Origin of the sequence: Anabaena sp. FACHB-1237 (genome assembly GCF_014696225.1) — a bacterium.
Taxonomy (GTDB): Bacteria; Cyanobacteriota; Cyanobacteriia; order Cyanobacteriales; family Nostocaceae; genus FACHB-1237.
Genome location: NZ_JACJPV010000004.1, coordinates 1 through 26,641, shown reverse-complemented (window position 1 = coordinate 26,641; position 26,641 = coordinate 1). Strand labels below are relative to the sequence as shown.

At 35.3% G+C, this 26,641-nt stretch carries 23 protein-coding genes; 13 read left to right on the top strand and 10 right to left on the bottom strand.

Translation table 11 applies throughout. The annotated features are described in order from the left end of the window. Window positions 1-338 precede the first annotated feature (338 nt). The 5 genes from H6F32_RS02860 to H6F32_RS02840 all read left to right on the top strand — a co-directional run bounded on the left by H6F32_RS02860 (window position 339) and on the right by H6F32_RS02840 (window position 4,545). A complete protein-coding gene (locus tag H6F32_RS02860; RefSeq protein WP_190367834.1) occupies window positions 339-1,802 on the top strand; it encodes an APC family permease in 1,464 nt (487 codons plus the stop codon). Between the two features lie 33 nt (window positions 1,803-1,835). Then, a complete protein-coding gene (locus H6F32_RS02855; RefSeq protein WP_190367833.1) occupies window positions 1,836-2,483 on the top strand; it encodes a cadmium resistance transporter in 648 nt (215 codons plus the stop codon). A gap of 184 nt (window positions 2,484-2,667) precedes the next feature. Then, entirely contained in the window at window positions 2,668-3,504 is an 837-nt protein-coding gene (locus tag H6F32_RS02850) for a sulfite exporter TauE/SafE family protein (protein WP_190367832.1), read from the top strand. Window position 3,505: 1 nt separating this feature from the next. Next, window positions 3,506-4,021, top strand: a complete 516-nt coding sequence (locus H6F32_RS02845) for a DUF1634 domain-containing protein (RefSeq protein WP_190367831.1) — start codon at window positions 3,506-3,508, stop codon at window positions 4,019-4,021. Between the two features lie 119 nt (window positions 4,022-4,140). Further along, window positions 4,141-4,545: a hypothetical protein gene (locus H6F32_RS02840; RefSeq protein WP_190367830.1), complete on the top strand. Its 405-nt coding sequence runs from the start codon at window positions 4,141-4,143 to the stop codon at window positions 4,543-4,545. Between the two features lie 106 nt (window positions 4,546-4,651). Here the strand turns inward: H6F32_RS02840 and H6F32_RS02835 are convergent, their stop codons facing one another. The 4 genes from H6F32_RS02835 to H6F32_RS02820 form a co-directional block, all read right to left on the bottom strand. After that, window positions 4,652-5,467 (bottom strand): prohibitin family protein, encoded by an 816-nt coding sequence (locus H6F32_RS02835; RefSeq protein ID WP_190367829.1) that lies wholly within the window; start codon window positions 5,465-5,467, stop codon window positions 4,652-4,654. A 137-nt stretch (window positions 5,468-5,604) separates the two neighbouring features. Next, window positions 5,605-6,024, bottom strand: coding sequence for a plastocyanin (petE, locus tag H6F32_RS02830; protein WP_190367828.1), 420 nt, complete (start codon window positions 6,022-6,024; stop codon window positions 5,605-5,607). A gap of 578 nt (window positions 6,025-6,602) precedes the next feature. Next, a complete protein-coding gene (locus tag H6F32_RS02825) occupies window positions 6,603-7,970 on the bottom strand; it encodes a DUF3370 domain-containing protein (RefSeq protein WP_190367827.1) in 1,368 nt (455 codons plus the stop codon). 39 nt (window positions 7,971-8,009) lie between these two features. Continuing rightward, a complete protein-coding gene (locus tag H6F32_RS02820) occupies window positions 8,010-8,555 on the bottom strand; it encodes a peptidase C15 (protein ID WP_190367826.1) in 546 nt (181 codons plus the stop codon). A gap of 136 nt (window positions 8,556-8,691) precedes the next feature. Here H6F32_RS02820 and hisH point away from each other — a divergent pair, with 136 nt between their 5' ends. After that, window positions 8,692-9,327, top strand: a complete 636-nt coding sequence (gene hisH, locus H6F32_RS02815) for an imidazole glycerol phosphate synthase subunit HisH (protein ID WP_190367825.1) — start codon at window positions 8,692-8,694, stop codon at window positions 9,325-9,327. Window positions 9,328-9,441: 114 nt separating this feature from the next. After that, the gene (gene rsmD / locus H6F32_RS02810) at window positions 9,442-9,987 is read left to right on the top strand and encodes a 16S rRNA (guanine(966)-N(2))-methyltransferase RsmD (RefSeq protein WP_190367824.1); all 546 of its coding nucleotides are present in this window, start codon (window positions 9,442-9,444) and stop codon (window positions 9,985-9,987) included. Between the two features lie 416 nt (window positions 9,988-10,403). Here rsmD and petG read toward each other — a convergent pair whose 3' ends face one another. Then, the gene (gene petG / locus H6F32_RS20370; protein ID WP_190367823.1) at window positions 10,404-10,517 is read right to left on the bottom strand and encodes a cytochrome b6-f complex subunit V; all 114 of its coding nucleotides are present in this window, start codon (window positions 10,515-10,517) and stop codon (window positions 10,404-10,406) included. 218 nt (window positions 10,518-10,735) lie between these two features. On the opposite strand from petG, the gene H6F32_RS02800 reads away from it, so the two are divergent. Beyond that, entirely contained in the window at window positions 10,736-11,110 is a 375-nt protein-coding gene (locus tag H6F32_RS02800; RefSeq protein WP_190367972.1) for a cytochrome c, read from the top strand. Window positions 11,111-11,261: 151 nt separating this feature from the next. Here H6F32_RS02800 and pgeF read toward each other — a convergent pair whose 3' ends face one another. Then, window positions 11,262-12,041 (bottom strand): peptidoglycan editing factor PgeF, encoded by a 780-nt coding sequence (pgeF, locus tag H6F32_RS02795; protein ID WP_190367822.1) that lies wholly within the window; start codon window positions 12,039-12,041, stop codon window positions 11,262-11,264. Window positions 12,042-12,219: 178 nt separating this feature from the next. Between pgeF and H6F32_RS02790 the strand changes: the two genes are divergently transcribed. Further along, window positions 12,220-13,041, top strand: a complete 822-nt coding sequence (locus tag H6F32_RS02790; protein ID WP_190367821.1) for a biotin--[acetyl-CoA-carboxylase] ligase — start codon at window positions 12,220-12,222, stop codon at window positions 13,039-13,041. A gap of 145 nt (window positions 13,042-13,186) precedes the next feature. Beyond that, complete coding sequence (locus tag H6F32_RS20220) at window positions 13,187-15,127, top strand: M23 family metallopeptidase (RefSeq protein ID WP_199294452.1); 1,941 nt, start codon at window positions 13,187-13,189, stop codon at window positions 15,125-15,127. Window positions 15,128-15,206: 79 nt separating this feature from the next. Here the strand turns inward: H6F32_RS20220 and H6F32_RS02780 are convergent, their stop codons facing one another. Continuing rightward, window positions 15,207-15,878, bottom strand: a complete 672-nt coding sequence (locus H6F32_RS02780) for a riboflavin synthase (RefSeq protein ID WP_190367820.1) — start codon at window positions 15,876-15,878, stop codon at window positions 15,207-15,209. Window positions 15,879-16,381: 503 nt separating this feature from the next. Between H6F32_RS02780 and H6F32_RS02775 the strand changes: the two genes are divergently transcribed. Beyond that, on the top strand, window positions 16,382-16,879 hold the full coding sequence (locus H6F32_RS02775) for a bifunctional nuclease family protein (protein WP_190367819.1): 498 nt from the start codon (window positions 16,382-16,384) through the stop codon (window positions 16,877-16,879). A gap of 263 nt (window positions 16,880-17,142) precedes the next feature. Here the strand turns inward: H6F32_RS02775 and H6F32_RS02770 are convergent, their stop codons facing one another. Genes H6F32_RS02770 through H6F32_RS02760 form a run of 3 tightly spaced genes read right to left on the bottom strand, consistent with a single transcriptional unit; the run spans window position 17,143 to window position 24,236 of the window. Further along, complete coding sequence (locus tag H6F32_RS02770; protein ID WP_190367818.1) at window positions 17,143-18,258, bottom strand: YbjN domain-containing protein; 1,116 nt, start codon at window positions 18,256-18,258, stop codon at window positions 17,143-17,145. Window positions 18,259-18,281: 23 nt separating this feature from the next. Next, window positions 18,282-18,920, bottom strand: coding sequence for an SMI1/KNR4 family protein (locus H6F32_RS02765; RefSeq protein ID WP_190367817.1), 639 nt, complete (start codon window positions 18,918-18,920; stop codon window positions 18,282-18,284). 9 nt (window positions 18,921-18,929) lie between these two features. After that, window positions 18,930-24,236 carry a DUF4157 domain-containing protein gene (locus tag H6F32_RS02760; RefSeq protein WP_190367816.1) on the bottom strand — a complete coding sequence of 1,769 codons (5,307 nt, stop codon included), beginning with the start codon at window positions 24,234-24,236 and terminating at the stop codon, window positions 18,930-18,932. A gap of 497 nt (window positions 24,237-24,733) precedes the next feature. On the opposite strand from H6F32_RS02760, the gene H6F32_RS02755 reads away from it, so the two are divergent. After that, the gene (locus tag H6F32_RS02755) at window positions 24,734-25,864 is read left to right on the top strand and encodes an aldo/keto reductase (protein WP_190367815.1); all 1,131 of its coding nucleotides are present in this window, start codon (window positions 24,734-24,736) and stop codon (window positions 25,862-25,864) included. Window positions 25,865-26,170: 306 nt separating this feature from the next. Further along, window positions 26,171-26,419, top strand: coding sequence for a helix-turn-helix domain-containing protein (locus H6F32_RS02750; protein WP_190367814.1), 249 nt, complete (start codon window positions 26,171-26,173; stop codon window positions 26,417-26,419). Window positions 26,420-26,641: the final 222 nt, after the last annotated feature.

Genomic DNA, 26,641 nt, shown 5'->3' with positions numbered 1-26,641 from the left:
TTTATTTATAATAAATAAAATATAAAAAATTAATCAAAAATACTTGCCAAATTACCAGATATCAGGTAATATTTCATTTGTTAAAGAAAATACAACTAATGATAGAAACTGGCAGACATAGATATAAAGATGATATCTATATATTTATATCTATAAATGGCAGTTGGGAATTGTCGTTAAATCCAGAGATTATCCCGATTTCACAGAAGTATCAATATTGCCAAAAAAGGAACATTTGCCATTTTTATAAGGGATGATGAAATATTTATGAAAATGACAGGAATAACTCCCCATTGTCTATCTATATATGCGTTATTCTCCAAAAAGGAATCTGAAAAATGAACAGGGAAATTAATTCACATTTATCACATTCAAGTATTCATGGTTTAAAACCAAATTGTCTTTCTTTCTCAGAGGTCTTAGCTCAATCTTTTGCTGTAATTGCACCTACAACTATACCAGCATCTAACGTTGGTTTGATTGTGGCACTATCAGGAAATGGTAGTTGGTTAAGTTTTTTAATTGCTTTGATAGGACTATTATTAGTGAGTATTAACATTAATCAATTTGCTAGTCGTTCTGCTTCTCCCGGTTCACTTTATTCATATATTACCCAAGGTTTAGGAGCTACTGCCGGAGTAATTTGTGGTTGGAGTTTGGTACTAGCTTATTTATTTACAGGAATGTCCGTTCTTTGTGGTTTTGCTAATTTTAGTGGCATATTTATTGGACATTTAGGCATTCATGCTTCTAGCATTACATTATTAGCTATTGGTGCAGGAATTTCCTGGTATGCAGCTTACAAAGATGTACAACTTTCGGCAGTAGCAATGTTATGGTTAGAGGCTGCTTCTCTAATTTTAATTGGAGTTTTATGTATTATTATTTGGGCGCATAAAGGTTTTGCCATTGATATGAACCAGTTAACTTTATCAGGTGTTAATCCTGGTAATATAGCCACTGGACTTGTATTAGTGATGTTTGGTTTTTCTGGTTTTGAAAGTGCAACTAGTTTAGGTGATGAAGCAAAAAAACCATTAAAAACAATCCCAAAAGCAGTCATGGGTAGTGTAATTTTAGCGGGATTATTTTTCATTTCTACAACTTATATAGAAGTTTTAGGTTTTAGCGATACTGGTGTTTCTCTTGCTAAAACTGAAGAACCTTTAGGTTTTCTTTCTGAAAAAGCAGGGGTAGGCTTTTTAGGACAATTAGTAGGTTTAGGCGCATTATTTAGTTTCTTTGCTTGCATTTTAGGTAGCATTAATCCTGCGGCAAGAATAGCTTTTTTAATGGCACGTCATGGTTTATTTCATGCTTGTTTAGGTAATGCTCACTCTGCTAATAGAACGCCTCATGTTGCTGTGACAATGTGTTCTTTTTTGACATTTATTATTCCGATGATTATGTCATTATTTCAGATTAAATTATTTGAATGTATGGGCTATTTAGGAGCTATTTGTAGTTATGGATTTTTAACAGTTTACATTTTAATTTCTGTGGCTGCTCCTGTATATTTACACAAAATTAAGAAACTCCGTCCTATAGATGTGATGTTTTCAGTTTTAGCTGTGGGTTTTATGATCATTCCGGTTATTGGTAGTTTAGGTATTCCTGGTAATAGCTTATTTCCTGCTCCAGAAGCTCCTTATAATCTCTTCCCTTACCTATTTATGCTGTATTTAATTGTTAGTTGTGGTTGGTTTTTTATGCAAAAAAGACGTTCACCACATTTAGTAACAGGAATGCGTGAAAGGGTTGCAGAAATTCATGAACGTTTTGCAGGAAAAAACCATTATTAATCACAAATCAACAATCTCTAATCCCAAATCTTTATGAGTGGTTTATTAACAGCAATTAGTACAGGTACAGTAGCTTTTGGTGCTACTAACATTGATGATTTAGTCATTTTGACTTTATTTTTCTCCCAAGTTAATGCTAAGTTTCGCAGTCATCATATTGTTCTAGGCCAGTATGCAGGTTTTACCGCTTTAGTATTAGCAAGTTTGCCTGGTTTTTTCGGAGGTTTAATTTTTCCTCGTCCTTGGATTGGACTATTTGGTATAGTTCCAATTATCATGGGGATCAAGAGTTTATTAAGTTCCCCAACAGATGATCACGAAGATGAGGAAACTACTGTAGACACATCCCCACCATCAATGCTAGGAAAAATGTTAGGAAATTGGTTTAATTTGCAAACCTATAGCGTAGCAGCAGTGACTTTTGCTAATGGTACAGATAACATTAGTATTTATGTTCCTATTTTTGCTAGTAGTAGTGGGCAAGGTTTGTTAGTGATTTTAGGTATTTTCTTTGCATTGGTAGGAGTTTTGTGTTATATGGCCTATAGGTTAACTCATCAGCAAGCGATCGCTCAAATTTTCACCCAATATGGTAATCGTTTCATGCCTTATGTATTAATAGGATTAGGTACTTTTATCTTCTTAGATAGTCACAGTTTGAGTCTCATCCATTTACCCTAGTTCATTACTAATAAATATTCACAGGTAATAGGTGACATTAAATAATCCAATTTCATCATTAATTTAATAATTAATTTAGTAATTGTTAATTACTAAATTAATCTTCATTTATTCCTGACATTCTATACTTCTCAAGCATCATAAATATACACTGCCAATATCATCAAACAAAGAGGAATAATAGTTGAATATACTCACATTTTCATTATTAGTATGGCTGGGATCATTTAGCGCAGGTTTAGTTGGATCATTAACAGGTTTGGGTGGAGGAGTAGTCATAGTTCCCTTATTAACTTCTGTATTTGGTGTAGATATACGCTATGCTGTTGGTGCTTCTCTCGTCTCAGTTATTGCTACATCATTAGGATCAGCTTCTACTTACATTAAAACAGGCTTTGCCAATCTTAAATTAGGAATGTTTTTAGAAGTATCTACCACTATTGGTGCAATAATTGGTGCTTTAATTGCTGGCTTAATTTCTGTTAAATTACTAACAATAATTCTGGCAATTGTCTTAATTTATTCTGCATATTTATCCCAACGTCCAAGACCAGAAAATCAAGATATTATTGCTTCAGATCCTATTGCTGAATATCTACAGTTAAATGGTACTTATCCTACTCCTAATGGTGTCATGCCTTATTATGTAAATTCTGTACCTGCTGGCTTTAGCATTATGTTAATAGCAGGTGTACTTTCTGGTTTATTAGGCATAGGTTCGGGAGCGTTTAAAGTATTAGCAATGGACCAAGCCATGCGCTTACCTTTTAAAGTTTCTACTACTACTAGTAACTTTATGATAGGTGTTACTGCCGCAGCTTCTGCTGGTGTTTATTTAACTCGTGGATATATAGATCCTGGTTTAGCAATGCCAGTAATGTTAGGAGTTTTACCCGGTGCTTTCTTAGGAGCAAGAATTTTAATCGGCGCAAAAACCCAAATTCTCAGAATTATTTTCAGCCTGGTTTTGGTAATTATGGCTTTAAAAATGGTTTACAACAATGTCATAGGGGGAATGTAAAATGTACAAATTAAATTCAGGTTTTCGTTGGACTACTTCAGCAGCAGTAAATACTGAAGTGATGAGTTTGAGATTAATTTCTGATGAAAAAGATGCCGATATTCAACAATTAGAACAACAGCATCATTATGAGATAATTTTTCAATCATCTGATGAAAAACTCCTCGCAAATATCCTCAGTAATTTGCTGAAATATGGGGTTTTAATTGCTAGTTTTGTCGTCTTATTTGGCGGAATTTTATATTTAATTAATCACGGTTTAGAACCTGCACAATATCAAATATTTCGCGGTACATCACCCCTTTTTTGTTCCCCTATAGGTGTGATACAAGCGATCGCATCAGGCAGCAATCGTGGTATTATTCAATTAGGATTATTAATTCTCATAGCTGTACCAATTATGCGCGTAATTATTTCTTGCTGCATTTTTGCATTACAACGACAATTTATTTATGTGGTTATTACCTTATTAGTGCTACTTAGTCTTACTTATAGTTTACTTGGCGCGTATTATTAAATAAATTTTGCATATCCTTGCATATTTGCAAATCTCTGACTTCTTTAAGAAGTCCGGGATCTTGTATTTTTGGCAATTATCAGTTAAACTACACTAATCCGATAGAAATAATGTAGATTATGAATCAACTAGAAAAACTCTTCCAAGATAGCAGTATTAATATTTGGGTAAAACTCAGAGGTGGTTTTTTAATAGTCTTAGGATATTTACTATCTCCCCTATGCTGGTGGAATGACTTATTATTTAATTTACCCATTGCTTACTTTTTTGGATATTTGTGCAGTTTTTTATCACCAAAATTACTTGCACCTTGTACAATTATTGGTTATTGGTTATCAAATGTCATTGGCATTTTAATGATACAATTTGGTGCAGGAGATATTTTCAAGCAAGAATCTCAACAGCATAATTTGAAAAAAGAAATATTTAATACTGTTGTTTCTTCCACAGTTTATACATTGGTAATTATATTTCTGATTCAATTGAAAATAATTGATACTCCTCTGTTATTTACTAATGGTTAAAAAGTACGATACCTTATTATCGTAGATGTAGGGTGCTTCAGATATCAACAACCTGTTTATTTACATTATTTATGCTGTTTGATGCACCCTACTAATGTTGTGAATGTTATGGTTGCTGTTCACTAATAGTAATTAAATCCTGAATATTCCCAATTTTAAAATCATCTTTACCCACAATTAATGGTAACTTACCATTCCATTTTTCTATAGCTTGTCTTTGTAATAATTGTGGAGTTAAAATATCATGTAATAAACTCTGTGCTTGCGCTTCCCCCTTAGCTAAATTAACCTTGGCTTCACCTTCCTTAATGGCTTTTAATGCTATAAAATCAGCCCGTTTTGCTTCCTGGGCAGCAATTTGTTTTGCTTCTATTGCTTCTATTAATCTTGGAGAAAACCTAATATGAAATAAAGAAATATCATCAATAGCTAGATTATATTTAGCCAATCTTTTAGTTAACAATTCATCTAATTGAGATTTGACATTTTGTCTTTTAGTAATTATTTCTTCTGCCGTATATTCAGAAATTACAGCTTTTAAAATTTCTTCAATAGCTGGATTAATAATACTTGTAATTACAGCTTTCTCATCACCAATTTGTTGAAATATCACATTAACCTTATCGGGAATAATATGCCAGTTCACAGCAATATCTGTTAAAATATTTTGTAAATCTTGAGAAGCTGCTTCTGTAGATATTTCCTGTTTTTGTATTCTTACATTGATTTTTTTAACTGTATTCATAATAGGAATCATGGGGTGCATTCCTTCCCCTAAAATTTGATCTTGTACTTGACCAAATTTCATTAATACACCGCGTTCCCCTGCATTAACTATCACAAAAGGAGTTAATAAAATAGTTAATAAACATAATATTGCTGTAAATTTACCTGCATTATTTAAAACTTTTTTTTCTAGCATCAGGTTTTGGCAATTCGCAATAAGTTAGGACTTAAAATTCAGGAGAAAGAACCTGCTATCTACCTAATATATTACAATAGCGTGAGTAGTTGAGCTTTAGCTATAAATTCAGCACTCAAGCGCAACTACGGGTTAAATTAACCTTGAACAATGATTTTACCAACCATTCCAGCACCACGGTGAGGTTCACAATAGAATGTATATTCACCAGCAGGCGCATCAGCAGGAATAGCTGTAGTTACAGTTTGTCCAGGATTCATTAATAATTTCTTGTTAGACAAAGATGCAGCTAAGGCCTTATCTTTATTGGGGTTTTTAACAGGATCGAATACAACGTTATGGGGAGGAACTTTGTTGTTTTGCCACTCAATTGTATCACCAGGCTTTACAGTTAGAGTTTTTGGTTCAAAACCCAGCGTTCCTTTGTCTGTACCTAATTTAATTGTATAGGTTTCCGCAGACGCGCTGGGGGTAAATATTACGAAACTACTCGCAATCAATAAAACTGTTACTACTACTATGGTTAAGCGTCTTAATTTGGCTACGATAGATTTCATGCCTCTCTCCTGGGAAATATTTTTTGTTTTTTTTACTTTACATATACTCTACCCTAAATATGACAACTTGTCATATATTTATTTTTGTAAATTTATATTGACTTATAGCTAAATTTATGATATTTAATCTCTTTTACCAATCAACCATCACAGAATATTTGGCGTTGCTGAACTCAGGTATGAAATTGAGAAATTCAAAATCTGAAACTTTGCGTCTAACGCAAGTACTTCGCTTCGCTGGTGTGCAAAGTAAATACAGTACATTCCATCTACATGAGGTACACTATGAACACAGCAAGATGCCTGTGTTACAGGGGTTTTATCATTAACATCTGTACCTCATAATAACGGAAACTGGTGTTTCATACCCCAATTCAGCAACGCCGAATATTTTAGGACTTACGCAAGCAAGTGTCACACTAAAAAATCTGTTGAGTGGGTGCGTCAGATATCAACAATTTGGTGATTTACATGATTTATACTGTGTGACGTGGTTGGTGAGCTTGTCGAACCACACCCTACTAATGTGCCAGTTGATATATACGAAAGTATCCACGTCTACTTGGAAGTAGATGGATTCAATTATTAGCTGCTGTACTTACTGTCAAAACCTGTGGAGGCGAAGCATCGGGAGGATAAATAAAGTCTACCTCCACAGAAGAAGTATTTTTAGGTTTTATGCTTAACGAAACTAAGGGTTGTCCCATTTCTCCCCGCTTCTGTACCAAATGGAAAAAATCAGTTTTTGCTGAACCTTGATCATTCCGATATCTAACCCTAACTGTACCCCGGAAAAATGTTTGCGGTTTTGGTGGGCTGAAAAAGCGTAATCCTGATTTACTCAATTGATCTTCTTTAATAGGTGTTTGTAACGCTATATTGACATTTTGATCACTTTCTGTATTGTTATACAAAGGTAATCTCAGACTATACTGTACACCATAATTACCATGAGCATAATAAGCCGTATCAGGATAACGTACTAACATGGGAGCGGTTTGAATTTGATTTGTACCTAATGTACCTCCATGTAAACTACTTAAAGGATAAGAAAACGCTTGTCCAGGTTGAGGAATAGTTAAATATTTGCTTTGTGGTTCATCTACAATATAAGCTCGCCATTGTGAACCCTGGGAAATACCCGCTACACGGCCATAAATAGCAGGTTTTTTATTGCTTTCAATGGGTGTAGGTACTTTATCTCTAGGAGTGGATAAATCGCCATTATTTAGTAAATCTTGCCATTCTGTTAAAGTAGGCGATCGCTCACTACCATCACGATTAATTTTCGCAAACATCGCTAAACTAGCAGCATAAACTTTACCATTACTTTGTAGTCGCAGATATGTAGAACGGCCATTTATAGGAGGACTTTCTGGTATTAGTAGTCCTTTAACGGGAATGGGTAAATTTAATAACATCTGACTTTTCCCAGGAGGAATAATAATTTGTGGGGGAAAAATATCCTGTCTTTTACCCCGCAAAATATCCAACATTGCCCGACTTCCCGGACCTGAAAACACATTACCCAAATTATTAGGAACTAAAGATGCTAAAGAAATAAAAGGCGCGTCTGGTTGACTTGAATAACTTGCACCTTGCAATATATTAACTGTAACTGGTTCATCACTAGGATTATGTAAGATTATACCCAAGTACAAAGAACGCAAATTTTCTGGCGGATCAGCCTTAGCGATGTGATGGGCAAACATATCAAAGCGACCTGAGAGGGGAAAATTCAAATGTGCTGATGTTACTTTTTTTCCCGACGGAGGAAAAGTAGACAGTAAAATGCCCTCTTGCAACACGATCTCAGGACTATTGCTATTAAATACGGGAATTGTATCTAATTGTCCCGGTAAAGGGCGTACTAATTGAGGTTGTAATATTTCCTCAGGAGCGATCGCTGCTTGAGCTAAGGTTAAAGATAGTAATATAGGTAACATAAGAATTAGTGATTTTTTTTTCATCAGACGTGAACATTTTTAAAGAAGTGTCAGGTTATGAATTATCAGCAAAAAATCTTCTAGTATCATTGGCAAATTTTGATCATTGAGTCTGGGAACATGGACAAAAACACACTTAATAGGGAGTTGAGACTGCCGTAAATAGTCCAAAACTAGGTAATAAAGCTGTTCACAGACAAATTTACCACAATCATAGCTAATCTCAACTGATTTTGTTCCCTGTAATAATTTGTCCATATCAACAGAGGTTTGTAAAGTTGTGCAATTATCATCTATAGAGTTGGCAGTCAAGATCCCTGAGTTACTTGCAATAACTTCCACACTTAAGTATTCACGACAAGCGGCCATCCCACAACAAATAATGTAATCTGGTTGGCAAAAGTTGATTTTGGCAATAACCTGAGAACTGGCAAGTTCGCTATTAACCGGAAGACGATGCAAAAAAATTAAGTTATCTGGCAATGGAGTCATTTTACTTAGTTCCAGTAATAAGTCATCTGATGAATTTGACACTTGTTCACTTAACCATAGGTCAAAATAAGTTAATAAGATTGTTTTTCCCATAAAAAATATGATCAAAAATATTGTTGACAATTAAAATATACAATTAGAATGTAGAATGAGAACATCAATATTATTTTAGTGATGGTTTTGCTCAATCAACAAATAAACCTCAATTATTTTCACAGGAGTTCAGTAAATGACAGTAATTGCAGTTGTAGATTATGATATGGGAAATTTGCACTCTGTTTGCAAAGGATTGGAAAAAGCTGGTGGAAATCCGAAAATTACCTCCTGTTCTCAAGACTTAGCTCAAGCTGATGCTATAGTTTTACCAGGAGTGGGAGCTTTTGATCCCGCAGTCCAACATTTAAGAGCCCGAAATTTAGAACAACCTATAAAAGATGCTATTGCTTCAGGTAAACCATTTTTAGGGATTTGTCTAGGACTGCAAATTTTATTTGAATCTAGCAGCGAAGGAACACAACCAGGTTTAGGAATTATTCGCGGCAAAGTCCGTCGTTTTCGTCCTGAACCTAATCTTACCATTCCTCATACTGGTTGGAATCAACTCCAACTTAGCCAACCCAAAAATATTTTATGGGAACATTTACCTATAGAACCTTGGGTTTATTTTGTTCATTCCTATTATGTTGATCCCATAGATGCCCAAATTCGCTCGGCCACTGTTACTCATGGTAATCAAACTGTGACTGCGGCCATTGCTAAAGATAATCTTATGGCGGTACAATTCCATCCAGAAAAATCATCCAATGTGGGACTGCAAATTTTATCTAATTTTGTGTCTCAAGTACGAGAAAAAGTATTTGCTTAACCAAAATTTAATCAATTTGTAATCAAACTGAGATGAAAGTGAGAGCAAAATTTGTCAGGTTAATTTAGTTAGTTGTCATCATTTTGCCAATTAATGACAAACTGTTAATTTATTATGAGTCTGAGAATTTACGGGAATCGTCTGTTAAAAACATTACCTAATCAACACACTAGACCTACTAGTGCGCGAGTGAGACAGGCAGTGTTTAATATTTGGCAGGGAACAATTATTGGTTGTCGCTGGTTAGACTTGTGCGCTGGTAGTGGTTCAATGGGTGCAGAGGCTTTATGTAGGGGTGCAAGTTTAGTAATAGGTATTGAAAAGTCTATTCATGCTTGTGAAATAGTACAAGAGAATTGGCAGAAAGTAGCCAATCATGACCAACAATTTCAGATATTGCGGGGAAATATTGCACAGCAAATAAATAAATTAATAGGTCAAAAATTTGACAAAATCTATTTTGATCCACCTTATGCCAGTGATTTATATGTACCTATATTACAAGCGATCGCTCAAAATGAACTATTAGATATAGAAGGAGAAATAGGAGTAGAACATAGTCATCAAAATTGGATAGCACCAGAAATAGCTAACTTAGAAGTTTGTCGCCAGAAAGTGTATGGTAATACAGGCATAACATTTTATAAGAATAACCAGTAGGGTGCGTTAGCGATAGCGTAACGCACCAAATTATAGTAGTGAAAGCATTTTGCTTGAATTTCCCATGTAAACTAAAAACACAACAGTTTATTATGACTTGTTGTAATGAAAACAGGCACAATGCCTGTATTACTTTCTATGATGAATAGGACTTACACAAGTGTCACACTAAAAAAATCTGTTGCAGGGTGCGTCAGATATCAACTATTTAGTTATTTACATGATTTATACTGTCTGATGCAGCCTACCAATGTGCCAGTTGCGTAAGTCCTGATGAAAACAGGCAAGATGCCTGTACTAAGCTGTTGTGCCTTTAACTTGAATAATTAATACAAGCAAGATGCTTGTGCTACTGTAATTTCAGGTTTTTTAATTATACAGTGAGTGCTGCACATTAGCTTACTTTCTATAATAACTTAGCCGCCTAATTCCGTAGGACGTTTATACTGTTTGTAAGCAGCATAAAACAAACCGCTAAGGGTAACGGTAATCAAACCAAGTACAATACCTGACAGTAGGGGTTCAACCACTGCAAATCTCCTGTTTGTAAAGAATAAAGAAACATTTCCTGTTTGTGATTTTACCAAAAAAAGCAGGAATTCCCTATAGTAACTTGCTTGTATATCTTAATAAATCTAAACATGATCTAAAAATTTTGATTTGTAGTTGCAGAGACCATCAAGAAATTTTAAGCTATGTGTAGACGATAAAATCCACTTCACAAACCTACATACTTGATATGACTCTTTTGGATAATCAGCTTACCAAACCAGAAACCCTAATTCAGCAATTCCTTATTTTTGCTGTACCTATATTGATTATTATTCCTATGATCCTATTTAGTATCGAGATATTACAAGCATCTGATCCTTATGTAAAGAGCGTTTTAGCTCTTAAAGGTAATACAGTACAAGGAAAAGCTATTTTTCAAACGAACTGCGCGGGTTGTCATGGTTTAGAAGCTAATGGTCTGGTTGGACCTAGTTTACATTCCATTTCTAAATATAAATCTTCCTACGCCATAATTCACCAAGTGACTAGCGGAGATACTCCTCCCATGCCCAAATTTCAACCCAATAGTCAAGAAATGGCAGACTTATTAACTTATTTACAAAGTTTATGAAGGTTGTTCGCTATCAGCAGTCAGTAGTCAGCACTCCCCATTGCATACTCAAGAGTAAGATATCAGTTATAATTCGTTATAAAGTGGCTTTTTCAGATCAAACAATAATTAAATAAAATTGTTTAATCTCCCCATTGTCAATGCCCTGTACCTACAGCCTACAGCTAACAATACCAGACCATTGTACTTTTTTTTCTTGCAGACGACGATAGGAAAAGAAATGTTCAGAATGTTGATAAGTACAATAGGGAGCGATCGCAATTTGTTCTAAACTAAATCCCAAACCTTGTAACTGTAAAGTATTAACTCGACGTACATCTAAACGCACCTTACCCGGTTCTGGATCTGCAAATAAAGGCGAATCTGGCAAAGAATGTAAACTATCAACTATATTATTTGTGGTGTTTTGTGATATAATACTGCGACAAACTTCTATAGCTACCTCTTCTGTTACCTGATAAACCTCTCCAGCAATAGCAGGACCCAAAGCAACTCGTAAACTTTCAATCTTACTACCTTGGGATTGCATTCTCTGAACCGCAACAGGTACAATTTGGGCAGCAGTACCACGCCAACCAGCGTGTAAAGCCGCAACATGACCTGTTTTCACATCTCCAATTAAAACAGGGGTACAGTCAGCAGAAGCTACCCAAACTGCTTGTGAAGGTTCTGTGCTAATTAAACCATCTGCCTGAGCTAAATTACTACTATTGATAGTTAAATCATCATCAACCTCTGGAGGAGTTAAAACAGTATTGCCATGTACCTGTTTTAAACGGTAAACTATAGCTTGAGGATGTAAAGCTAGAGTTAAAGCCTGGGGAAGACGTGGCCAGCATTGTTGAGTAAAAAAACCATGAGGCCAAGATTCAAGAATACTACAAGTAAGGTAAGGGAGACCTTCCCAAGTATGCCATTGCCAACTGTGCATCTTTAATCACACCTCAATAAAAAATTCATAACTGTCAAATATAGTATAGCGGAGAGTGGTGAGTTGGTAGGGGCGGCTGTTCGCCCGTACAGGAGTTGCGAACAAGAAGAAAATTCTTTATTTTGACGGCTAATAGCTGACGGCTAATAACTAATAACTTATCTTACAAGACACTGCGGTGGAATTTAATCAACAATTATTGGTAGATGCCCTTAAAGTAGAATATCAGCATCAACAAATACCATTTTCTCTACATATTTTTGACAGTTTACCATCCACAAACCAAACTTTGTGGCAATTACTTAGCCAAGGAGAAAAACCTGGCACTGTTGTTATCGCTACCCAGCAAACCGCAGGTAAAGGACAATGGGGTCGTCAATGGTTATCAAACCCGGGTGGTTTATATCTTTCCCTAGGTATTGGTTGTGAATTACCAGCGTCAGCAAGTTATCATCTTACCATAGCTACTGCCTGGGGAATTACAACACAACTAAGAAAATTGGGAATTACCCTCGGCATCAAATGGCCTAATGATTTAATATTAGATGGCTGTAAACTAGGAGGTATTTTAACTGAAACAAAGGTTAATCAAGGGTTAATTTCTCAAGCAGTCATCGGAGTTGGGATAAACTGGCAAAATTCTGTGCCAGAAACGGGAATTAATCTTGAATTTTGGCAAAATTCCCATAATTTTCATTATGTTAACCATTTGGAAATACTTGCAGCACAGGTTTTACTAGGGATTCAGTCCGGTATAGACTATCTAAAGAGAGAAGGAATAAATATCATTTTGTCTGGTTATCTTGATTTACTGACCAATATGGGTGATCATGTATATGTGAATAATCTTTTAGGTACAGTAGTTGGGGTAACACAAGAAGGTAATTTACAATTACAAATGACAAACGATGATTCTACATCAGATTTGGGTACAGATTTCCTGATTAAACCTGGTCAAATTAGTTTAGGTTATCAGAAACCTTCTACAAAAATCAGGTAATCTTTTGGTATTTCCCAGAAAATTCTGCGGGATATTTTGCTAAGTATTTGCGGCTAAAACTAAGGATAAAACCAAAGTTAAACCAAATAATTAGCATCATCTCTTTAAGTTTATTAAGTCTATTATACACAACACAAAAAAAGAAATGACGCAGCCAAATAAACCAGTTAATAAAGAAGTAAACAACCAAGGAAAAGGTAAAACCAAAAAAAAATTTGCCTCTACATTACCAGCACAAACTCTCTGCTGGTTAAGTAGTTTTAGTCTTTTGGGTAGTGGCTTTGTACTTGCCCAAATGGAAAATTCTGCTATAGATAATATTGTTCCAACTGCTGATAATTTGCTACAGTCAACAGCTACTGGTTCTAGTAAACAACAAACTTTGGTAATTGAAGGAGAAAAAGCAGAGCCAGATTTTTCTGAACGTCGAGTTAGGTTGAGACAAAGACTGAAAAGTAATTCTACAACTGCTGAAAAACAAACAATATCAAAGTCTGAACCAAAAGTTAAAAGTTCCCAGTCTGTGGTAAGAATATCACAATCAAAATCAAAACCTGAAGCAAAAGTTGACAGTTCCCAGTCTGTGGTAAGAATATCACAATCAAAATCAAAACCTGAAGCAAAAGTTAAAAGTTCCCAGTCTGTGGTAAGAATATCACAATCAAAATCAAAACCTGAAGCAAAAGTTGACAGTTCACAAAATACAGTTACTATCAAAAAACCACAAGTTCAAAACACTCAATCTATAATAGAATTGAAAGTACCTCCAAGAATAGAGGAAGAAACGATTAAACCTGCAAATAATAATGTTAGTGAAAATGTCAAAGGAAATAATGGTGTACCTGAAAAAAATCTGGAAATAACTACTCCACAAAAAGACCCTAAATATAGTGATGATGTGGTGAGAAATATGGGGAGAGATGAGGAAGAGGATCTCAGTTCCTATATTGATCCCACAGATTACAATAATCTAGCCACAGGTACTTACCAACCTCCTAATACTTTAGAAATTACAGAAAGTTCCAGTGGTTGTCAACAAAGTTTAACGGTAGGTGGTAATGTGGGGACTGGTTGCGCTCAAACTTTTGAAAATCCCCATATAGACAATACTGCTACTAGTGCTAATAAAGCTAATACGCCTAATAGTCATAACGCTAATAGTGCTAATAGTAGTAAAAACTCAAGTCCTAGTTGGTTGAAGAAAAGCGCGACTGCAAAATTACCCACTGTTACACCTGTTCCTAGACTAATTAAAGAGAATAACAGTGTCAATAATCAACAGGAAACTAATGAAAATAAGACTCTAGCTCAAGTAATTTCTCGTGGTATCAATAGGATTAGTAGAAGTACATTAGGTGATACTAGGGTTGGCAATAATAGTCATGATAAGAGTAGTTATCAAGGTGGTAATTACATTCCTAGTCCCCAGGAATTTTCCGCTAGTACAAAGGTGAGTGATACTCCCATCGCCCCTCGTGTGGGTAGTTTACCATCTCCCATGACGGAGGATCAAGTAGCACCTCGTTTAAGTCGGGTGTCATACAATTTTGCTTTAGCTGCTGTATTACCACAGGTATCTTATACTAGTACGATCGCTTATCGTGGTGGTCATGGAATGCTGTTTCCATTAGCTGTACCAGCACCTATTACTTCTTTATTTGGTTGGCGGATACATCCTATTACGGGAGATAGACGTTTCCATGCAGGTACAGATATTGGTGCGCCCACAGGAACACCGGTTATAGCTGCTGCTAGGGGACAAGTAGAAGGTGCTAGTTGGATGGGAGGTTATGGTTTAGCTGTGACTATTAATCATACCTCTGCCCAACAGACACTTTATGGACATTTATCGGAGATTTTAGTCCAACCCGGACAATGGGTAGAACCAGGAACTGTGATCGGTCGTGTGGGTAGCACTGGAAACTCTACTGGTTCACATTTACATTTTGAAGTGCGTCATTTAACTCAAAATGGTTGGGTAGCGGTTGATCCTGCGGTGAGAGTTCCCAGTTCTATCAGTCGAGAGGTAAAAGATCCCAGTTCTATTAGTCAAGTGGTAGATAGTTTACCTCCGGTGCAGAATTAGGGAGATCAAGGAGTCGGGAGATCAAGGAGTCAGAATAGAGAATTTTCACCTGTGATCCCTGCTCCCCGCTCCCGACTGCCTACAAATATCCGTTTTCTGCTAAAAATGCAGGGGTAATTTCTTCGGGTTTTTGATGGTGATATGTAGAAGTGTTATGAGAAGTGATCAATTTCTCCACATATTTACCCAAAATATCGCCTTCTAAATTTACCCAACTCCCTGGGACTAAATGACTTAAATTAGTTTCTCTGTAAGTGACAGGGATCACGGCAACGGTAAATTGAGCATCATCGGGTTGATAATGGGCTACTGTCAGACTGATACCATTGACAGCGATACTTCCTTTGGGAACGATATATCGAGCGATCGCCTCTGGCGCTGTAAAGCTCATTTCCCAAGATGTGGCCGTTTCCACGGCCGATACTAACTGGCCTATTCCATCCACATGACCCATGACAAAATGACCACCTACTTTTCCCCCTACTCGTAAGGATGTTTCTAAGTTAACATATATTTGTTGAGTTTCATCTTTACCTAATGTAGTGCGATTTAATGTTTCCGGGGAAGCTGTAGCGATAAACCCATTTTTCAGGATTTCTTCCACTGTTAAACATATCCCATTTACCGCTACACTATCACCTAATGCTAAATCTTGACTGATGATGGTCGACTGATTGATAAAATTAATCTGCCAAAAATCAGCTGGTAAAGATTTTATTGTGCCTAAACCTTGAATTATTCCTGTAAACACAGCTTTTGTAAAATAAACTCTACTTGTTGTTTAATTTTGACGTAAATTAGTTAATATTTAGCATAAATTATGAAAAAAATTGTCAATATTATGTAAACATTTTGCCAAACAGTAATTTCTTCATTTTTGCCGTTATTGTAAATGAATATTAACATAAAATCATCTATCTGAGGATATAAGCTAATGAGGAAACTAAGGTTAAAAATAAAATATTTTCCACGTAGGATATTGTGGTTGTTCCATGTTACTTTTAGCTGATATAACATGAGAGCATCAATCTTAAGGCATACTTGAGTAAGAATGTTTATAGATGATGCCAAATATCAACTTTCAAACTTCTGTCTTAGGTTGACTTACTCTAGTATTCATCAAAATTTCGGAGTTTAATAGAAGAAATTTATAGACAAGAACAGCGATATGTTTATTTTCTGCCAAAAAACGCAAAACCATGTTATTTCCGGCATGGGACACAAGCAATTAGAGAATTTTAGAGGCACAAACCAATGATAGAAATGAAAGTAGCTGGTATAGCGTTAGATGCGATCAGTCGCAGTCCTATTGTACTTCTCAAGGATGGCTTAGATCGTCGAGCTTTACCAATTTATATTAGTCAGGATCAAGCTAAGGCTATTATGTCCGCTATGGAGCATCAAAAGCCGCCTAGACCTTTAACACATGACTTAATTGTGAATATTTTAGAAGTATGGAATATGACCTTGGAAAAGGTAATTATTCATTCTTTACAAAAGGATACTTTTTATGCTGCGTTAATTGTGCAGCAGGGAGAAGTAAAAAAAGAAATAGATGCTCGTCCAAGTGATGCGATCGCTATTGCTTTACGTACGAATGCACCTATTTGGGTAGTAGAAGAAGTTGTTGCTGATGCTTCCATACCAGTGGATCGTGATGCGGATGAAGCCGAACAAGAAGCATTTCGTGAATTTGTTTCTAACCTGCGGCCAGAGGACTTAATTAAGCGTTTTGGTAACGGAGATAGTTAACTATTAGCTATCAGCTATGAACAAAAAGATCACCACTGGAAATAATTAATATTCTGTTGTAGTGCAGGCATTTTGCCTGCATATTTTTCATATTTTTACTTGGGAGTAAATTGGTATTAGTAAAAGTCAGAATTTTTGTGGGATGAGTTACAATAAATCATATACTGTCCTGGAAATCCCTTTGTTCTTGATCAATTTGAACATTTATTTTCACCATTTAGGATCTCTTGGTGTGTTCATATTTTGGTATTTGGATAAAAAGTTTACATTTCTATTTCTTTAATAGCTATTTCTGGTGTTTGATTATTTTCTATCACATTAATAATTCCTGGTAAATATTCATCCATCATGATGACATTGGTATAAACTAGATTTTTAATTAGGGCAAAACTCAGTTTATCTCCATCTACATCTATGCTGGTTTTGTAGCGAATTTCTCCATCATTAAAATCCATTTCAAAGTTACCATTAATCATGCCATAATTTGCTCTAGTAATAAATTCTGCAATGGTTAATCTTTTATCTTCTGATACTTTGAAAGGACAAATAGAATAAAATACAAATTGTTTTTGTTCCTCTCTAACTTTAGCGTAGCAAGTCCATGTACCATTATCTCCTTGAAAACCTAGTCTTAAACTAGTTTCTCCTTCGATTTTGGTAAATGTCCAATCATCTTCTAAGAAAAAGTTAATTATTGTTGTTAGCATAGTTTGATTAGTAAAATTATTATTTGTTTCTCCAAAAATCTCATCAGCGAAATTCTTGAAAATATCACTAATACTATTATTTATAATTTCTGTTGTCAGATTTTGATTAGTTGTTGATAAATTGGCTTGTGTCCATTCTTGGAAAAAATTAACTATTCCTTCACTAATTTTATCAGGATTATTGATAGTAGCAGGGTTAAGGTAATTCCAAAAGGTATTATAACCAATTTCTTGGTTATTTTGAGTTTGTTTAACTGATAAACATAGCCAATTTTCGGTATTTAATAAAGGATTGATATTTTCTTGATTTTCCCTGAATTGTTGACTAAGGTTTAAAAGATATGTAGCTGCTTGTTCAATGTTATTAGCATTTTCTAGTAGTTGTGGGAGTAAGTCAGGTTGAAGTGTAATTTCGATGGTAATATCAGTTTCCCAGAGGAATTTACCGCCAATAAAAGGGCTACGTATTTCTGGTTTAAGATTGAATAGAGCATCTTTGTCAATGCGTTGATAGAGTTCTCGGTTTACCGGGAATGTGAGACGACACTCGATGATTTGCTCTTCTTGTTTGATGAAGTTTAGAGAAATGGTGCAAACGGTTAGGCGTTTTTGAGAGGAGTTGTGTAGGGTTAGTTTGCTGTCTAATTGATAATGTTCTGTTGTTGTATTCATGCAAAATTAATTATATAATAAATTTATTTATTATTCAATCTTTGAAAATCAGAAGCGTCAAAATCTGGAAAAAGTTGTGGCATAATTTCTCTAAAATTTCTTTCTTCTCTAGACATAGGTGCAGAAGGATTAGCATCTTCAGAACCAGCAATAGCTAGAGGCCAATACCAAAAACCGCGAGATTTAAGTAACAGTTGAATATAACCTTCAAAATCTACACCTAATGGTCTCATTCTTTCTCCACGATAATAATAATAGACTTCGGGATTATCTGAGCCATCTAAATAAAGTGCAGCACAAGCATTACCAATAAAGTAGTCTAGAGGATGTAATGGTTTACAAGGATCATCTTCTTCAAAATAAATATTATCTTTCCAATCCCTAAATACTTCCTGAACTGGCAATAAATCAATCATTCCAGCTATTAATCCTCCTCCTGGAACTTCCTTTTCTCCTAGCTTTTCCCATTGAATACTGATACCATTTGCTTCATTATAAAAATCAATCATCGCTGGGGTAAGATTAAACTTACTTTGTGCTTCTTTTAATTCCTCTTCTGTTGCTGGAGAATTAAAATTACATAGATAAACATCAATGGCAGGATTATTTTTAAGACTAGCTACCATTGAATGAAATTGCTGTACAATACTTGGAGTTTTCATCAGTTTTATTTAGTAAGGTTTGTATCTACGGGAGCTAAGTTTATCATTTGTTTTTTGTAATGCCGTTTTTAATTTATTGATAATCCCATCTTTATCTTTGTTTATTTTAGTAATCTGTCCGTTCCACACGCTCTTTGCTTCCTCCAGTTTTTTGTCCTCTGATTGATAATATTCCTCAAAGCTATACCCTGGAATAGTCAAGAGATTATTTTTCAACTCACCTTCTACAGACAAACTTGATTTATAATAAAAGTGAGCAGAACGGTCTGGGACTGAGGATCTCCTCAGCGATCTTCTTGCGGTAGGTACAATTTTATCTAGAGCTTGTTTATTAGTGGATATAAGTAAACTTATATCTCCCGGCAAGTTTTGGATTGGTGTACCTGTACGAGTTGACGACCATTCGACTTGATCTTTCTTAAAATTAGGGTCTTGTGTGGGAGATTTGGCTTCTGAATCAAAATAAACGTCTTTATCACGTGTTGAAATCTGGTTAGCCTTATATTCCGAGTGAATGATCGTTTTGAAAGCGCCTGACTTTGCTCTATTTCCATCAGCATCAAGTTTATTTGCCTCACAAATTAAATCAGCATTAATTTCTCCGTTAAGGAGGTCAACTTTGTTTTCCTTGACTTCTACTTTGTAATAAACCCAATAACCATCATTATTAACCCAATCTTTTACTTGAGATTCTACCTCATTTTCATGCACTTTGTTTGCATTAGCAGTAATCGGATAAAGATTGATGTCTTCTCCAGGTCCCCCAAGGTTATCATTTAGAAGATGACCTTTTATATATTTGTTTTCATTACTTAATTTAGGATCTGTCTGTAAATGTTGCATTATTTGTTTGAGATTGCTTCCACCTGGTGAACCTCCTTGTGGGTGATTAGGTCCTAATTTTTTGGCTTCCATCACGTTTCCAACTGTGTGACCATTGATTTTACCTTCTTTAAAAATAACCTCTTGTGTAAATTTGTTACTGTGTGATGTATCTCCTTGGTTCAGTAATAAAGGTGTTCCAGTCAAATCAATGGTTGCTTTAGGATTAATTTCCATGACTATCGAAGCCGAGGGTGTACCCAACTTGTCCCATTCAAGCTTCTTGAGTCCAAATTCTTTCTTAATAGCAGGAAAATGTCGTTCGACTTCTTTTGTACTTTCAGATTTGGAAATAATTTCCTTTAATGTTTTCTCAGCAGATGCTAAATCGTTCTTTTTAACATCATCAGATCGTTTATCTGGTGATGTATTCTCCTTACTGTTTTGATCTTCCTTTGCTTTCTCCTTATCCTTACCAAGCCCCAATTTATCCTGAACTTTACCTTCTAACTTATCAACCTTATCCTTAAAAGCATCTTTGTTTTTACTACCCCAATCTTTAGCTTTATCCCACTTCTGGCTAACATTTTTACCTAACTTACTATTTACCAACTTATCCTTAGCCTTTGCTCTCCATTCTGCCGCCTTATTCTCCACCTTCTCTAACTGTTTACCTGGCCATTCCTTCACTTTTTCAATCTTATTATTAAACGCCTGACGCTTTTTCTCCAAAGCATCTAATTTTTTATTTGCCGCATCATTAACCCTAGTTAATGCCTTACCTGCCTTAGTATTAGCAAACTTATTTTTCCGCTTTTCAATTGATTGGTGAACTGCTTGTTTTTTCTCATCAAAATATTTCTGTCCTGCGGCTTTTTTATCTTCAATATATTTCTTACCTGCTTGATATTTTTTCTCAGCCGCTTTTTTAGCCTTAACTACTTTGTTCCCAACCTTACTATTTTTAAACTTACCTCCAACTTTATTAGCAACTTTTGCACCCTTATCTATCACCCAATTTACTGCTTTAACCACTGGTTGACGGACTTTTTGAATGATGGCTTGAATCTTCTGAGTAATACCTCCCAAACCTAATAAACTAGCTAAAAAACCTAATGCTACTGGTAATGACTTAGCTAGGGCATTTTCTATGGCTTGAGTTGCTTGTTCTGTTGCTCCACTGGCAATGGCTGTTACTGAATCTATAATAGCATTTATCAAATCAGCTATTTGTTGAGCGCGTTCAATAAAGAATTTGACAACATCAATAATCATTTTACAGGCTTTGACAAATGCGGATGCTGGTGTTAACATACTCAGCACAAATTCTATGCCTGCTTGCACAATGGTATTAGTGACAAAATCCGTAATTCCATCCATTACCATTGTTTTGATATCGCCAACTTTATCTTGTAGTAAATGCCAAATTCCTGGTAATCCTTCTGTAGCTAATATTTTAAATGTTTCTTCACCTTTTTCTAGGTAACTAACTTTTTCTTCTCCTAATCTATTTACTGCTTGACTACGAATAAAGTCGTAACTTAAGCCTAATATTTGTGTTACTAAACTGAATACTCCTTGGAGATCAAAATTTTCTGGTATGGTAATTCCTGCTCCATCCATTGTACCTGTTAACCAAGCAATTAATCCTGTTTGTAGGTGTTTACCAATGTTCTTAACAAAGTTTAAGAATCCCTGTTTTACTGCGGCAATCAGATTACCTAAGAATTGAATGGGATTTTTGATAATATTGCCCACTGCTGCGGCTGCTCTTGCTAATACTTGAATTAGCATTTTCGTGAGTTCAATAATGGTTTTGATAACTCCCACGACAGCATCCAGAGCTTTATCAATTAAACCTTTATTTGCGGCTTTCATTTCCTCAATTTTGGCATCTACCGCTTGCAGATTTTCTTGATATTTTTGAGCTAAAGAATCAATTAATTCCCCTTGTTTATCGTCAATACTCTGTTGTAATTCATCAAATTTGCCTTGAATATCTGTTGCGGCTTCTTGTCCAACTGCTTGTAACTCTTGGGGAAGTTTTTGGACATATTGTTGAATTTCTTGTTTCCCATTAGCGATTTCTGCCTTCGCTTGGGTTAATCCTTCACTGACAATACCTACAACATGATTAATTACACCATCCATCTGGTTAATGTAAAGCTGTCTTCCTTCTTGATAGAATGCGTTTACCTCCGATGGCATACCTAACAACTTATCAACCAGCCATTTTCCAGGACCCCAAAAGCCACTATAACGCTCATCTTTGTAAGCCTTCATCTTCTTGTCAACATAATCCTCAAAGGCTTTTTTAGCGTTAGCTGCACCTGTATCAAAAGCTTGCTGTACTTTACTATCTAAACCACTGAGAGTTTGTTCTACTTTAGTTTTAGTAGTTTCATAAATTTTATTAATATCACCTGCTATTTTCGTTCGTGCTTCTTCATCTTTACCTTTTGTGGCAACTTGTTCACTGGATACCTGAGTGATATTTTGTGTTTTCACAGTTTGCATTTGTTGTAAATGCTGTTGTGCTGTGGCTTCGGCCGTGGTTTTGGCTGTGGTAATTAAATTTTGCTCTTGTTGACGATATTGTGGTCCTGCTTGTGCTGCGCTGGTTTGGGCTTGTTTTTTGCTGGCTAATGCACTTTGAAATTCGGGTTCGTTGGAATTTGCTAACTGCTCATCTGTAACTTTGGCATCAGCCATTTGTTGGTCAAGTTTTTTACTGTCTTGTTGTAGTGGTGCTTCTACTTCACTTTGTGTTTTTGGTTTAGGTGCTGCTTTATCTGCGCCAATATTTGATGGTGGTGTTCCTGGTTCTGGTGGTGGTAGTGGTGTGACTTGTTTGGCTTCAATACCATTGGTATTTGGTGGTTCTTGGGTTTTTTCTTCTAATGTCCCTTGAGATTTTTTCTGTTCTTCTTTAACTTGCCCACTTAACTCTCCTTTCATGGAGTCTATTTTGTTGTTATTTTTAAATTCATCAGCTTCTTGTAAGCTCTTGGGAGCCATATCCGCAATGCGTTCCATCAATTTAGCTTTAAAAGCTGCTGCGTCAAAGGCGGGTGTTTCTGCTTCTCCCATGTCGTCAACATGATTACTTTGGGCTTTGCTTTCTACTTCATTGCTGGGAGGTTGAGCTGCGGCTTGGGCTTGTTGAGATTTGGACTGAGCAGGATCATGTTGCTTATGTTGTCCAGCCAATGTCTTAGATTTACCAACTACTGCTTGAAATTCTGGATCTTGTTCTGCTGAAGCTGGAGCTTTTGCTCGATTACTTGCTATAGCTGTATTTGCAGATTCATTGATACTTGTGGTTGGGCTATTATTGGAGTTGTCTGTGGTGTCTGTTGCTTCAGTAGCAGCTAGTTTTTTGCTGGATTTTGTTGTGCTACTGGCTTTTCCTTGTTCATCTGCTGGGGTATCCGCATTTTCAGCAGTTTCATTACTCTCTTTGGCAGTTGCTACATTTTCATAACTGGCTTTATCTGACTTTGCTGTTACTGTCTGAGAGGTTTTATCGGTATTATCATCTAAGGAGGATGATGTTTGTAAAGTTGATTTTTCTACTTGTGATTCATTATCTTCTTCTTTTTGTTCTTGAGAATTTTCTGCAATTTTGGATTCAATTTTATTTTCTTTTCTGGCAATTTTAGTTAATGATTTTGGTTGTAATGTATTGCCATTCTGCTGCACTACATGAGTTAATTCATGCGCCAATAAATGTTGCCCATCTCTACTGGTAGGATTATACGCTCCCTGCCTAAAAAATACATCTTTTCCTGTAGCAAATGCCTTAGCATTTAATGATTCATTTAATTGATCTGATTCGCCATCTGTATGTACTCTCACACCACTAAAATCAGCACCAAATGCCTGTTCCATCGGCTCTCTCACATTTGGAGCTATTTCTTGTCCACTGCCTTTTTTACTTTGAATTGTGTTTTCTAAATCTTGGTTATTTGTGGATATTTTTGATTGCTGTTGTTCTGCTTGTTTTCTACGTAAATAATTCTCTATGGTATGGGGATGTAATCCTACATGATAACGGTTTTCTTGTGGTAATAGTGCAGGATTTTCTACTCTTTGTAATTTTGGTCTGTTGTATTCTCTAGGAGTATTAATATATGGAGTTTGAATTAAAGGATAGGCATGAATAGGATTTTCTGTAAATGATGGTGTATTAATTTCATTTACTACCTTTATGGCCACATTATCCGCTTCTTGCTCATATTTATCGTTAGGTTTTCCTACAGATAGTTTCGCTTGTATATTTGGTGGTGTTTCTGGTGGAAATGTGGGAATATCTGCCCTACATCTGGACATTTTTTTGGCATATTCGTATTCTGCGTCTAAGTCTCTTTCTTCTGTTAAGGTTTCTGGTTGTGGGGTATCTATACCAAAGTCTCTTGGCTGCAATATGCTGGCTGTTGTGGGAAGACTGCTATTTTGGCTGGTTTTACTGGTATTGGAGATGCGACTGTGCATGATTACACCCACGTTTTCGTTAGGAGAATGTCCTGATTATACCATAGTGAGGAATCATTTTGTGTTTGTATAAGAAAGTTTACATTCTATGTTTCTATCACATTAATAATTCCTGGTAAATATTCATCCATCATGGTGACATTGGTATAAACTAGATGTTTAATTAAGGTAAGACTCTATTTATCTCCATCTACATCTATGCTGGTTTTGTAGCGAATTTCTCCATCATTAAAATCCATTTCAAAGTTACCATTAATCATGCCATAATTGGCTATGGTGATAAATTCTGCAATGGTTAATCTTTTATTTTTTAGTACTTGTACAGGAATCTTTTAAATAGTAAACAGGTACAAGTCAAATTAATAAGCAAGATTGTACATTTGTTTTCACTTAATTAGTAAATATGTATTAATATTTTTTATTTTTCACGAATCTTGAATGATTGGTTGTTTAGTAGTAAAATTATCGAGTTACCCTGAATTATTCTAACTCTTAGTATGCAATATCGTCGTTTTGGTAAAACAAACTTATTTCTTTCGGTTTTTTCTTTAGGAACAATGCGTTATTTAACAGAGATAGAAAATGTTAAAAATACTATTGAAACTGCCTTATCTTTGGGAATAAATCACATAGAAACTGCTAGAGGTTATGGTGATAGTGAAAAATATTTAGGTCAAGTCATTAAAGAAGGTTTATCATTAGCAAGAAATCAAATATATATTACTACAAAAATTTCCCCTACTCCAGATATGGATAGTATGAGTCAATATATTGATGAGTCTTTAGCAAGATTAAATATAGATTATGTTGACTGTTTAGCTATTCATGGTGTTAATACTTGGGAACATTTTCAATGGATAGCAAATAAAAATGGTTGTATATTAGCTGTGGAAAAAGCTATCAATGAGGGTAAAATTAAACATCTGGGTTTTTCTACTCATGGTTCTTTAGATGTAATTTTAGCAGCTATAAATACAGATCTATTTCAATTTGTGAATCTCCACTATTACTATTTTTTTCAAAGAAATGCGCCTGCTATTGCATTAGCAAAACAGAAAGATATGGGAGTTTTTATTATTTCTCCTGCTGATAAAGGTGGAAAGTTATATACACCTCCAGAAACATTAATAGAACTTTGTCAACCTTTAACTCCATTAGCATTAAATTATCGGTTTTTATTAAGTGATGAACGCATTACTACTTTAAGTATAGGACCGGGAAAACCAGAGGAATTAATTGCACCATTAAAAATTGCTGATGATGTTACAGAATTAAATGAAGAGGAAATGAAAATTTTTAAAAGATTATCAAATCAGCAAGATTATATTTTACAAAGTGATAAATGTAGTCAATGTTATGCTTGTTTACCTTGTCCTGAAAATATTCATATTCCTGAAGTTTTAAGGTTGCGTAATTTAGCTGTAGCTTACGATATGAGCGATTATGGTAAATATCGTTATGGAATGTTTGAAAATGCTGGTCATTGGTTTCCTGGAATGAAGGCCAATAGATGTACAGAATGTGGAGATTGTTTACCTAAATGTCCTGAAAAGTTGGATATTCCTAAGTTATTGAAAGATGGACATGAGAGGTTACAAGGTAAGGAAAAAAGAAGATTATGGGGATAATATATTAAGATTCTCTGTTTACGATCGCATAAAATACATTTGGTAAATGTTTAATTAGGTTGCGGTTGGATTTTTGGTTTTTATTTGGGCAATGATTAAATATAAATATAAATATAAATATAAATATAAATATAAATATAATGTTCTGTTTTCATCTGTGCTATAGCAAATTCATATTTTTTCGGTTCTAACGAAATGTTGATACTCTAGGAAAAACCTGTTTTGGGTTTATCCTATATTCGGTTTTAGGATGGAACATAGTTAGACAATATACTCTAACTGTTATCAAGATCACCATCGGTTCAAGTGTCTAAATCCGTTTTCACTGAAGAATACAATCAGTTTCGCAAAATGTTGATAGAAGCTCGTAAAGCTGCTAACCTTACCCAAGCAGAGTTGTCAGCAAAATTAGAGCGTCCACAATCCTATGTATCGAAGTATGAACGTGGGGAGCGTCGTCTTGACTTGATTGAATTTTTACAATTGTCTCAAGTTATGGAAATAGATCCATTGAGTTTTATTGAAAATTTGCTCACATATAACAAAGAGAGGTAGTTATTCTAATTAAAATTACTGATTTTAATGCCGCCAATACTGTTAGGACTTACGCAACTGGCACAAGCGATGGTGCGGCGTAGCCGCACCGAGCGCCTAAAGACTAAACCATTGACATAGCAATATCTGGACGTTTTAGTTGTCCTATTAAATAATTAGAAAGCAAATTATGCTTAATTTGATAAATAGTTTGACCTGTGTTGTAAGCTAAGTTTTTTAGTC